Origin of the sequence: Agromyces humi (assembly GCF_009720255.1) — a bacterium.
Lineage (GTDB): Bacteria > Actinomycetota > Actinomycetes > Actinomycetales > Microbacteriaceae > Agromyces > Agromyces humi.
The window spans coordinates 1-11,332 of record NZ_WJSP02000089.1; the positions used below are offsets into that span (position 1 = coordinate 1).

The following is an 11,332-nucleotide window of genomic DNA, read 5'->3' on the forward strand; positions in this document are numbered from 1 at the left end:
GACGACCGTGGCGCGCACGCCGAACGGCTCAAGGAGCCGCAGGAGCTCAGCGGCGATGCCGCCGGCTCCGACGATCACCACCTCGGCGCCGAACAGCGTGCGGCCGCGCTCGTCGACTTCCCAGCGCTCGGCTCGTATCCGCATCGGCACCTCGCGCAGCACGGCGAGGGCGAGCATGAGCGCGTGCTCGGCGACGGGCTGCGCGTACGCGCCCTTGGCGCTCGTCCAGACGCGTCCGTCGTCGCGGAAGCGGGCGAGCAGCGGCGCGAACGCGTCGACCCCGGCCCACGGCAACTGCACCCAGGAGACGTCGGGGTGCGCGTCGAGCGCGCTCCGCAGCTCCTCTGCACCGGATGCCGCGGTCCAGACGATCCCGCGGGTCTCGGGCCCGAGCGCAGCGACCGTGCCGCCCGCGCTGCGCACCGCCGCGGTCAGGACCGCGTCGCCGTCGGGCAGCACCGCGATCGGTCCGGGCGACGCCGGACGCCAGGAGCCGGTCGTCGGCGGTTCGGAGCCCGCGACCACGCGGTGCGCACGGCGCGGCGTCGCGGCATCCATCATGCCGTCGGACCGTCCTCCAGCTCGTCGATCACCGCGTGGCCCGCGTCGAGCGCGCCCGCGAGGGCCATCACGTACGGGTGGGTCGGGTCGTCGAACACCTCGTCGATCGTGCCGAGCGCCGCGAGCTCCCCCTTGTCGAGCACTGCGATCCGATCGGCGGTGCGCCGCAGCACCGGCAGGTCATGGCTGATGATGAGCGCCGAGAACGAGTGGTGCTCGCGATCGCGCAGCTCGCTGATGAGCTGCGCGACGGCGTCGCGCACCGTCAGGTCGATGCCGGCGGTGGGCTCGTCGGCGATCAGCAGTGACGGGCCGAGCACGAGCGCCTGGGCCAGGGCGACGCGCTGGCGCTGTCCCCCGCTCAGCTCGTAGGGGAACTTGTCGAGCATGCCGAGCGGAAGCCGCACCGCGTCGATCATCGTCGCCACCCGCGTCTGCAGGGCCTTGCGGTTGTACCGCCGGTCCCGCTCCAGGATCGGCTCGGCCACGATCTCGGACACCGTGCGATCGCGCGGCAGCGTCGCCGCCGCATCCTGCGGGAGGTAGCCCACGTGGAACCGGAGCTGGGGCACCTTGCGGCGCGGCAGCGAACGGAGGCGATGCCCGAGCACCGTGGCCTCGCCGCCGGTGATGACGGGTCGCACCTCGGCCGACTGCGGATCGAAGGCGACTCCCGAGAGCACCTTGGCGAGCGTGCTCTTGCCGCTGCCCGCGCTGCCGAGGAGCCCGAGCACCTCACCGGGGTGGATGGTCAGCGTCAGCCCGTGCAGGGCGACGTGCGCAGGGCTCGGCCCGTGCGACGGGTACTCGAGCGACAGGTCGCTCAGCACCACCGGGAACCCGTGCGCCGCGCCCCGCATCAGTCGGCCTCCCGGAGGCGGCGGAGCTCCTCACGCCGCTCGGCCTGCGCGGCCGGGTCGGGCACGGGGAGCGAGGCCAGCAGTCGCTGCGTGTACGGGTCGACGGGCGAGCCGAGCACCTCGATGCCGGTGCCCTCCTCCACGAGCCGCCCGTGGTAGAGCACGGCGATGCGGTCTGCGACGAGGTCGACCACCGCGAGGTCGTGGCTGATGAAGAGCGACGCGAACCCGAACTCGCGTTGCAGCTCGGCGAACAGTTCCAGCACGCGGGCCTGCACCGACACATCGAGCGCCGAGGTGGGCTCGTCGGCGATGAGCAGCTCGGGCTCGAGCGCGAGCGAGCGCGCGAGGCTCGCACGCTGCCGCTGTCCGCCCGACAGCTCGTGGGGGTAGCGGTCGCCGTAGGCCTTCGGCAGCTGCACGGCCTCGAGGAGCTCGTCGACCCGCGCACGCGCCGCTCGAGGGTCCTTCGCGCGGCCGTGGATCACGAGGGGCTCGGCGACGCACTCGGCGATCGTGAGGAGCGGGTTGAAGCTCGACGCGGGGTCCTGGAACACGAACCCGATGCGGCTCCGGAGCGGACGGAAGTTGCGCTCCCGGATCCCGTTCATCTCGGCATCGAGCACCTTCAGCGACCCGCCCGTGACCTTCGTGAGCCCGGCGATCGCGCGTCCGATGGTCGTCTTGCCCGAGCCGGACTCGCCGACCAGGCCGAGCACCTCGCCAGGCCGGATGACGAGGTCGACGCCGCCGACGGCCTGGAAGCCCGGACGGCCGAACCGACCCGGGTAGGTGATCTCGAGGCCCTTCGCCTCCACCACCGGCGGCTGCTCCAGCCAGTTCGTCGGCCGCGCCGCAGCGCGCTCGGCGGCCTTCACCGTGCCGTGACCCACGTAGGGGACGGCCGCGAGGAGCTTCTTCGTGTAGTCGGCCTGCGGTGACGCGAACAGCGTGTGCACGTCCGCCTCCTCGACCACGACGCCCTGGTACATCACGGCCACCCGGTCGGCCAGGTCGGCGACGACTCCCATGTTGTGGGTGATCAGCACGATCGCCGAGCCGAACTCGTCGCGGCAGCGGCGCAGCAGGTCGAGGATCTCGGCCTGCACCGTGACGTCGAGCGCGGTGGTCGGCTCGTCCGCGACGATGAGGCCCGGGTTGAGCACGAGGGCCATCGCGATGACGATGCGCTGCTTCTGGCCGCCCGAGAACTGGTGCGGGTAGTGGTCGATCCGCTCCTCGGGGTCGGGGATGCCGACGCGGCCGAGGATGTCGATCGCCTTCGCGCGCGCCTCCTGCTTCGAGACGTCGCCGTGCGCCCGCAGCCCCTCCATGATCTGCCAGCCGACGGTGTACACCGGATTCAGCGCGGTCGACGGCTCCTGGAAGACCATCGCCACGTCGGTGCCGCGCACCTCTCGGAGCCGCTGCTTCGAGACCGTGATGATGTCGCTCTCGCGCGTGCCCTCGCGGTTCGTGAGGATGACCGCGCCACGGGTCGTCGCCGTCTCGGGCAGCAGCCCGAGGATCGTCTTCGCGGTCACGGTCTTGCCGCTGCCGGACTCGCCGACGATCGCGAGCACCTCGCCGCTCTGCACCGACAGCGAGACGTCGTCGACCGCCTTCACCGCACCGGCGTCGGTCGAGAACGAGACGCCGAGGTTCCTGATGTCGACCACCGTGCTCATCGCTTGACCTCGATCCCGTGCTCGTCGAACGTCTCTCCGTCTTCGAGGCCGGCGAGTCCGCCGGGCCCCGCGTACAACGCGCCTCCCGGCACGACCGAGGTCTGCGCGACCTCGCCGGCCGCCTGCGCGACCCGACGACGCCCGCGCAGACGCGGGTCCGCCAGGTCGTTGAGGCTCTCGCCCACCAGGGTGATCGCCAGCACCGTGAACACGATGGCCAGGCCGGGGAACAGCGCGGTCCACCAGATGCCGCTCGTGACATCCGACTGCGCCTTGTTCAGGTCGTAGCCCCATTCGGCGGCCGCGGTCGGCTCGATGCCGAAGCCCAGGAAGCCCAGCGCCGCCATCGTGAGGATCGCCTCGGACGAGTTCAGCGTGATGATGAGCGGCAGCGTGCGCGTGGCATTGCGGAAGACGTGCTTGAAGACGACCCGCGAGTTCGAGGCGCCGAGCACCTTCGCGGACTCCACGTACGCCTCCGCCTTGATGCGCACGGTCTCGGCGCGGATCACCCGGAAGTACTGCGGGATGTACACGACGGTGATCGCCCCGGCGGCGGCGAGCACACCCGCCCACAGGTTGGACTGCCCGCCCGAGATCACGATCGAGAGGACGATCGCGAGCAGCAGCGACGGGAAGGCGTAGATCGCGTCGAAGACCACGACGAGCACGCGATCGACCCAGCCGCCGAAGTAGCCCGCGTAGAGCCCCAGCGCCACGCCGATGAAGATCGACAGGAGCACCGCGATGATGATCACGAGGATCGCCGTCTGGGTGCCCCAGATCACGCGGGACAGCACGTCGTACCCGCCGACCGTGGTGCCGAACGGATGCTCGAGCGACGGCGGCTGCTGGGTGCCGAACGCGCCGGCGTCGTTCTTGCGCTGCGCGAAGCCGTAGGGCGCCAGCAACGGCGCGAAGATCGCCGAGAGGATGAAGATGGTCAGCATGACGAGGCCGGCGACGAGCATGCCGCGCTGCAGCCCGACGCTCTGCCGCAGCTGGTGCACGACCGGGAGCCGGTCGCGGAGTCGTCGCTTCGGGACGGCGGTGACGGATGCCGCGGTCATCTCAGTACCTCACCCTCGGGTCGATGTACGCCGCGATGATGTCGACGATGAAGTTGGTGATCGTGACGATGACGGCGAGGAGCACGACGATGCCCTGCACGGCCATGAAGTCACGCGACTCGATGAACTCGGCGAGGATGAACCCGAGCCCCTTCCACTCGAACGTGGTCTCGGTGAGCACCGCTCCTGACAGCAGCAGGGCGATCTGCAGGCCGATGACCGTGATGATCGGGATGAGCGCCGGCCGGTAGGCGTGCTTGCGGAGCAGGCGCGACTCGGCGACGCCGCGCGAGCGAGCCGCGTCGACGTAGTCGGTCGTGAGCGTGCCGATCACGTTCGTGCGCACGAGGCGGAGGAAGATGCCGGCCGTGGCGAGGCCCAGCGCGATCGAGGGCAGTACGGCGTGCATGAGCACGTCGCCCAGCACGGCGGGGTCGCCGGTCATCAGCGCGTCGATCGTGTAGAAGCCGGTCTTGTTCGGCACCGTCTGCATCTGCAGCTCGGCGCCGACGCTCGCGCGACCGGCGACGGGGAACCACTTCAGCCACACCGAGAAGATGAGCTTCAGGAGGAGCCCGGCGAAGAAGATCGGGATCGCGTACCAGAAGATCGCGAGCACGCGGTAGATCGCGTCCTGCGTCTTGTCGCGGTGGTACGCGGCGAGCAGTCCGAGCGGGATGCCGACCGCGAACGCCACGATCAGGGAGTAGAAGACCAGCTCGAAGGTCGCCGGACCGTAGGTCGTGAGCACCTCGAGGACGGGACGGTTCGTGGTCATCGTCGATCCGAAGTTGCCCGTCAGGATCTGGCCGAGGTACTCGAAGTACTGGATGAACAGCGGACGGTCGTACCCGGCGGCGGCCCGCAGCTCTGCGAGGGCCTCGGGTCCGAGCCGGCCGCCCTGCGCAGCGGTGATCGGATCGCCGGTGGTGCGGGCCAGGAAGAAGACGAGGGTGACGAGGATGAAGATCGTCGGGAACATCAGGAGGAACCGAACGAGGACGTATCGTCCGAAGCCGCCTCCTTGCGATTTCGGCTTCGGACGTCCCGAAGCCGGGAGGTCCTCCGTCGTTTGAACGGTGTCAAAGGTGCTCATGGATTCCTCAGGGGTACAGGGGAACGGGGGCGACCCGCGATAGCAGGTCGCCCCCGTCGTCGAGCTTCAACGACTCTAGTGCGTGATCAGCCCTTGGAGAGCGCGCCGTAGCGGAACTTGAAGGACGCGTCGAGCGTGTCCTCCGTGCCCTCGACGTCGCTGCCAACGACCGCGACCTGCGCGCCCTGCATGTACGGGATCGTGGACAGGTCGGCTGCGACCTTGTCCTGGATCTCGCCGATGAGCGCCGCGCGAGCCTCGGGGTCCGCCGTCACGGCCTGCTCGAGGATCAGGTCGTTCACCTCGGGGTTGTCGTAGTGGTTCGACAGGAAGTTCTCCGTGAGGAAGAACGGCGTGAGGTAGTTGTCGGCGTCCGAGTAGTCGGGGAACCAGCCCAGCTGGTAGGCCGGGTACAGGTCGGCGACGCGGTCCTCGGAGTACTGGACCCACTCGGTCGACTGCAGGTTCACGTTGAACAGGCCGCTCGACTCGAGGTTGTCCTTGATGATCGCGTACTCGTCGCTCGACGACGGTCCGTAGCGCTCGGCCACGTACTGGATCGAGATGTCGAGCGGCGTCGTGATGCCGGCCGCCTCGAGCGTGGCCGCGGCCTTGTCGGGGTCGGGCGCGCCGTTGCCGTCGCCGTAGAGGCCCTTCAGCGCCTCGTTGGCGCCGGTCAGGCCCTCGGGAACGTACGAGTACAGCGGCGTGAAGGTGCCCTTGTAGACGTCCTCCGAGATCGCGTCGCGGTCGATGAGGTCGGCGATGGCCTGGCGGACGGCGAGCGCCTTGGCCGGGTCGGCCTCAGGGGTCGTCGCGCCGAACGGCATCGTGTTGAAGTTGAAGACGAGGTAGCGGATCTCGCCACCGGGGCCGTCGACGACCTTCACGTTGTCGTTGCCGCGGAGGTCCTCGATGTCGGTCGCGCTCAGCGTGCGGTGCGCGACGTCGATGTTCCCCTCCTGCACGTCGAGCTTCAGGTTCGAGGCATCCGTGTAGTACTTCACGTTGACCGTGTCGGTCTTCGCCTCGCCGAGGATGCCCTGGTAGTCGTCGTTCGCCTTGTACGAGATCAGGTTGTTGAAGTCGTAGCTGTCGATGACGTACTGGCCGGCGAACGCGTTGCCCGCGACGATGTCGTCGTCGGAGGTGAGCGAGTCCGCCGAGAAGACGTCCTCGTCGACGATCGGGCCGACCGGGCTCGAGAGGATCTGCGGGAAGATCTGGTCGTTCTCCGACTTCAGCGTGAAGACGACGGTGGTGTCGTCGACCGCCTCGACCGAGTCGAGGTTGTAGAGCAGCGACGAGGGGCCGTTCTCATCGGCGATCGCGAGCTGCCGGTCGAACGTGAACTTCACGTCGGAGGCCGTGAGGTCGTTCCCGTTGGCGAACTTCAGGTCGGGCTTCAGCGTCACCGTGTACTCGGTGGGGCTCGTGAACTCGGCCGACTCAGCGATGTCGGGCTCGACATCGGGGCTGCCGTAGGGGGTGTTGAGCAGGAACGGGTACACCTGGTTCATCACGGCGAACGAACCGTTGTCGTACGAGCCGGCCGGGTCGAGCGCGGTGACCTGCTCGGTGGTGCCGATGGTCAGCGTGCCACCGGATGCCTCGCTGCTGTCGCCGCCGCCGGCGGTGCAGCCGGCGAGTGCGAGGGCGGCCACGGAGGCACCGGCCACCGCGATGAGGGCGCGGTTCCGGTTCGTGGATGCGGATGTCATATCCGTCTACCTCTTCCTATGGATATCGGCTCGACCTTCGGAAGGCGGATGCCGAGTTGGTGGGACCGGCGCGTTCGGGTCCCGCATGCGGGCGTGGAACGGGTCGCTCGTTGTCCACCCTCGAGACGAGGGCGGCGCCACCCCGCCGCTCTGCTGCGAGCGGGAGGACCCTTCAAGAGGTAGCACGGCGACCTGTAGCGCGAACTCAACGTTATCGGACCGTAATGCTCGGAAATCCTGACGGGTAACCGTCGGAATTCGCCACGCGTCGATTCGGCGCGGCGCCCTGTCGGTCACGGGCGGGGCGATGGAAGGATCCATGGACATCGCTTTCCCAGCGGATGCAATGCCGCATCACAGGAAGCGGTGCACGCGGACGCATCGCTCCGCGGGAGACGACATGGAGGTTGCAGTGGCACGACGAGATCACCGACCCAGAACCGCGACGAGGCGAGCCGGGCTCGCCATCGCCGCCGCAGCGGGCGTCATCACGCTCGCGACGGTGTCGAGCGGCACCGCGATGGCGGCACCTCCCGACTCCTTCGACCCCTCCGTGCTCGGCCCGGTCGACCCCCAGTCCTGGGAGAACATGGACGACATGACCTGGGACGACTACGTCGCCGTCCCCGGCACCGACTGGGCCAACGACATCGAGGGCTCGGAGCGGCAGTTCAACGGCGCGATCGTGCTCGTCGACTTCGAGAACCAGCCCTTCCTCGTCACCCAGCCCGAGGGCGCGCACGCGTTCGGCGACCCGTCGGGCCTCGCGAACGGCCTCGCTCGCGAGGACGTGCCGCAGTTCTACCTCGACCTGCTCAACAAGCCCAGCGAGCTCAACCACGGCCGCACCATCAACGAGTACTGGATGGAGCAGTCGGGCGGCCGCCTCAGCGTGCAGATGCAGGCGTTCGGGCCCTACCAGCTTCCCGGCAACATCGAGGAGTACGGCCTGAACGACTCGTTCAACAAGCCGAACGCCGCGTTCTGCCCGCAGGGCGAATCGTGCGACAAGAACATCCGCACCGACGCGCTGGCGCTCTGGGGCGCCGACATCGGCAGCGCCGACCCGCTCACCCAGTTCGACCAGGTGTTCTACGTCACCGCCGGCCACGACGAGTCGTCGACGTGGGAGGAGTTCGGGCAGATGCTGTTCGAGCACCCCGAGGACGTGACCGACGACTTCGGGCCGCCGCGAGACGAGAACGGCGTCGCGCTCGACCAGAACGGCGCACCCATGGCGAACTGGGCGAAGACCCGCTACGTCCCGTGGACCTCGTGGGCGGCCGCGGTCAACCACTGGCCGAACGCGAACTCCCCCAGGAACGGCCGCGCCGGCAACTCCACGCAGGCGGAGTCGTCGGGCATGGGCACCTACGCGCACGAGTTCTCGCACATCCTCGGCATCGCCGACAACTACGGGAACCCGTACGGCACGGAAGCCGCCGACGGCGGACCCCTGCGCGACACGAGCGGTCCGTTCGACATCCTGGCACGAGGCACGTTCAACGGGCCCGGCGGCACGCACGAGCGCTGGAGCGTCCCGTCGGTGGCCGGCGGATCGCAGCCCTCGGGCGTCGGCCTCCGCAACCGCATCAACCTGGGCATCATCGACGAGTCGAACTACCTCAACCTGCAGGAGAGCGACCTCGACGCGCTCGGCTCGGTCGTCACCAAGGTGGTCTCCCGCGCGGTCATGCGGCCGGGCGAGCTCACGGGCATCAACCTCGTCTTCGACAAGCCCACTGCGGCGGCGGCGGATGACTCGACGGGCACCTGCACGCGCCAGGCGAAGTACGACTGCGACGGCGGGTCGTTCGACAACTACACCGTGGAGGTCATCGACCGAATGGGCACGGACTCATTCCAGCCCGACCACGGCGTGATGATCGCCAAGACGAAGAACCAGGACCGCAACCCGTTCATCTGGACGATCGACGCGAACCCGCAGGACATCGCGACGGTCGACTACGTGCGGCCCGACGGCACCCCGATCATGATCACGCGGGGCGACCAGCGCCAGCTGAACGATGCGCTGTTCCACGCCGGCAACGACTCGGGTTCCGAGTACGAGTACGTGGACACCGCCAACGGCCTGCACTTCTACGTCCTGAACGTGGAGCGGGACGCCGAGGGGATCCTCGCGTACGACGTGGCCGTGCGCTCCACCGTGAGCGCCGGGCCACAGGCCCGTGGTGTCGACCTCGGCACCGCGACCGTGAAGGGCAACCTCGCCGCCATGCACGGTCAGGCCCAGGCGAACGGCACCGCGATCGCGCAGTGCCTCGTGCCGCTCACGAACACCGGTGCGGCCGTCGAGGACGCGAAGGCGAACAACGACATCTACCGCCTGGCGACCTCGATCGAGGGACGCGGATGGTCGGTGACGACGCCGAGCAGCATCGTGGCGGCGGCGGCGGGCTCGACGATCGAGGTGCCGGTCTACGCGTCGCGCGGGGCCGACGCCGACCGCGACGCGAACGTCACGATCACGGCGACGTCGGAGAACGACCCGTCGAAGACCGAGACGATCACCTGCGAGCTCGACGCTCCGGGCAAGGCCCGGTAGTCACTCGCACCGGGCGGGGCACGCGGAACGGGACGACCTCTCGTTCCGCGTCGCCCCGTTCGGCGCCACCCGGGTTCCGCGTGAGCCCGCACGATCACACGACACACACGACACGACGCCCGGCCGATCGGCGGGCACGGGGAGGCCACGTGGGGTTCCGGCCCATCCACCGCTCGGCGCTGCTCGCCGCGACCCTCCTGTCGGCCGTCGCGCTGACCGGGTGCGCCGGGACGACGACCGGAGACTCCGTCGACGCCGACGGACTCCAACTCGTCGTGCGCGACGGCCACCTGCGCGAGCTCGGCGCCTCGTGCTCGGGCGCGAGGCCGTACCTCGGCATCCACGCGGGCGCCGAGCTGACCCTTCACGACGGCGACGGCCGTGAGGTGCTCGCCGTGGTGCTCGGCGACGGCGAGGCGGTGAAGGTCGACGACATCGACTACGGCCGGGCGCCGCGCATCCCGACCTTCTGCCGGTTCCCCTTGGGCACCGCGAGCCTGGACGACGGCGCGCAGTACACGGTGAGCATCGACGGGCAGGTCGTCGCCGAGCACCGTGCGGATGCCGATGGCACGATGGTCTTCGTGCCCGCGTTGGCCGACCCCACCATCGAAGGATCCGAATGACCCCCCTCCGACGGGCCGCAGCAGTCGTGGCGGCCGCCACGCTGGCCCTGACCCTCGCCGCATGCACCACCGAGCCACGAGGCGGCGCCGCCCGCCTCCCCGGTGCGATCCCCGAGGGCACCTCCTACTTCCCCGTCGCGGATGCCCCGGCCGCACCGTCGCTCGACGGCCGCCTCGTCGACGGCACGGCGGTCGACCTCGACGCCCTGGCAGCCGGTCGGCCGCTCCTCGTGCAGTTCATGGCCAGCTGGTGCTCGACGTGCGCCGGCCAGCAGGCCGTGCTCGCGGACGTCGCCTCCGAGTACGGCGAAGCCGTGGCGATCGCCCAGGTCTCGGGCGACACCGACCCCGATGCGCTCACGACCTACCTCGACGCCGAACAGGTCGGCGACCCCGTGGTGCTCGACCCCGAACTGCAGATCTGGCGCGCCTACGCCGTCACCGAGCCGCCGATGACCGCGTTGATCGACGCCGACGGACGTCTCGTGAAGCTCTGGCCGGGCGGCGCCGACGCCGCGAGGATCCGCGAGCAGCTCGAGCAGATGGTGTCTCGCGCGGGCTGACCCCGGGCCCGGTCAGTCGCCCCGAAGGGCCCGCCGATCGCGCTCGAGGTCGACGAGGGCGTGCTGGAGGGCGGTGTACGTCGCCGTGTCGGCACGGTCGGCCCGCTGGAGCCGCCCGAGCAGCTCGGACTTCTGCCGCAGCAGCTCCCGGTCGACGAGGGCGCTCACCACGCCCGTGACGTAGGCCGCCAGCTCGGCCTCGCTGCGCTGCGGAACCGGCGCGACCGCGAGCTGGTGCACGATGCCGCCGAACGGCGCCGGCACCTCCTCGACCACCCGGTCGACTCGGATCGCCGGATCGGGCGACGCGAGCACCGAGGCGACGGCGTCCCGCACGACCGCGAGCGTGGCGTTGCCGAACCGGCAGTCGATCGCATGGCGGAGCAGGTCGGCGCCCACCGTGTCGGGGTACTGCAGGATGACCTGCAGCGCGTCGCGCTCCAGCCGGGTCGACGGGTCGCCCGGCAGGTCGGTGATGGAGAACGGCCGGGTCGGGGCATCAGATGCATCGGCGTGGTCGCGCGACGAACCCTGCTGCGCGTTGCCCGGCGCTGTCGCAGGCGCCGTCCCGCGTCGGTCGC

The 11,332-nt window shown here is 69.9% G+C and carries 8 protein-coding genes and 2 pseudogenes; 3 read left to right on the forward strand and 7 right to left on the reverse strand.

The features are described 5' to 3' along the window. The 6 genes and pseudogenes from GH736_RS09755 to GH736_RS09780 all read right to left on the reverse strand — a co-directional run. Positions 1–561 (reverse strand): annotated as a pseudogene (locus tag GH736_RS09755) (hydroxyacid dehydrogenase); the annotation flags it as partial. Then, positions 558–1,421 (reverse strand): ATP-binding cassette domain-containing protein, encoded by an 864-nt coding sequence (locus GH736_RS09760; RefSeq protein ID WP_159602652.1) that lies wholly within the window; start codon positions 1,419–1,421, stop codon positions 558–560. The gene GH736_RS09760 and the pseudogene GH736_RS09755, both read right to left, overlap by 4 nt. Next, positions 1,421–3,109, reverse strand: a complete 1,689-nt coding sequence (locus GH736_RS09765; RefSeq protein ID WP_159602655.1) for a dipeptide ABC transporter ATP-binding protein — start codon at positions 3,107–3,109, stop codon at positions 1,421–1,423. The genes GH736_RS09760 and GH736_RS09765 overlap by 1 nt, the downstream gene beginning before the upstream one ends. Further along, positions 3,106–4,179 carry an ABC transporter permease gene (locus GH736_RS09770; RefSeq protein WP_159602658.1) on the reverse strand — a complete coding sequence of 358 codons (1,074 nt, stop codon included), beginning with the start codon at positions 4,177–4,179 and terminating at the stop codon, positions 3,106–3,108. Before GH736_RS09770 ends, GH736_RS09765 begins: the two co-directional genes overlap by 4 nt. Before the next feature lies 1 nt (position 4,180). Continuing rightward, complete coding sequence (locus GH736_RS09775) at positions 4,181–5,275, reverse strand: ABC transporter permease (protein ID WP_159602661.1); 1,095 nt, start codon at positions 5,273–5,275, stop codon at positions 4,181–4,183. A gap of 86 nt (positions 5,276–5,361) precedes the next feature. After that, positions 5,362–6,996, reverse strand: a complete 1,635-nt coding sequence (locus GH736_RS09780; protein WP_159602664.1) for an ABC transporter substrate-binding protein — start codon at positions 6,994–6,996, stop codon at positions 5,362–5,364. A 412-nt stretch (positions 6,997–7,408) separates the two neighbouring features. On the opposite strand from GH736_RS09780, the gene GH736_RS09785 reads away from it, so the two are divergent. The 3 genes from GH736_RS09785 (at position 7,409) to GH736_RS09795 (ending at position 10,751) form a co-directional block, all read left to right on the forward strand. Further along, positions 7,409–9,562 (forward strand): metallopeptidase domain-containing protein, encoded by a 2,154-nt coding sequence (locus tag GH736_RS09785; RefSeq protein ID WP_235933946.1) that lies wholly within the window; start codon positions 7,409–7,411, stop codon positions 9,560–9,562. Positions 9,563–9,711: 149 nt separating this feature from the next. Continuing rightward, positions 9,712–10,188, forward strand: coding sequence for a hypothetical protein (locus tag GH736_RS09790; RefSeq protein ID WP_159602670.1), 477 nt, complete (start codon positions 9,712–9,714; stop codon positions 10,186–10,188). After that, entirely contained in the window at positions 10,185–10,751 is a 567-nt protein-coding gene (locus GH736_RS09795) for a TlpA family protein disulfide reductase (protein WP_159602673.1), read from the forward strand. Before GH736_RS09790 ends, GH736_RS09795 begins: the two co-directional genes overlap by 4 nt. Positions 10,752–10,763: 12 nt before the next feature. Here the strand turns inward: GH736_RS09795 and GH736_RS09800 are convergent. Further along, positions 10,764–11,332: pseudogene (locus GH736_RS09800) on the reverse strand (DNA primase); the annotation flags it as partial.

What these genes read in the sequence shown, in the direction of transcription:
- GH736_RS09760 (WP_159602652.1), bottom strand. Translation starts at nt 1,421, where the DNA reads ATGCGGGGCGCGGCGCACGGGTTCCCGGTGGTGCTGAGCGACCTGTCG.
- GH736_RS09765 (WP_159602655.1), bottom strand. Translation starts at nt 3,109, where the DNA reads ATGAGCACGGTGGTCGACATCAGGAACCTCGGCGTCTCGTTCTCGACC.
- GH736_RS09770 (WP_159602658.1), bottom strand. Translation starts at nt 4,179, where the DNA reads ATGACCGCGGCATCCGTCACCGCCGTCCCGAAGCGACGACTCCGCGAC.
- GH736_RS09775 (WP_159602661.1), bottom strand. Translation starts at nt 5,275, where the DNA reads ATGAGCACCTTTGACACCGTTCAAACGACGGAGGACCTCCCGGCTTCG.
- GH736_RS09780 (WP_159602664.1), bottom strand. Translation starts at nt 6,996, where the DNA reads ATGACATCCGCATCCACGAACCGGAACCGCGCCCTCATCGCGGTGGCC.
- GH736_RS09795 (WP_159602673.1), top strand. Translation starts at nt 10,185, where the DNA reads ATGACCCCCCTCCGACGGGCCGCAGCAGTCGTGGCGGCCGCCACGCTG.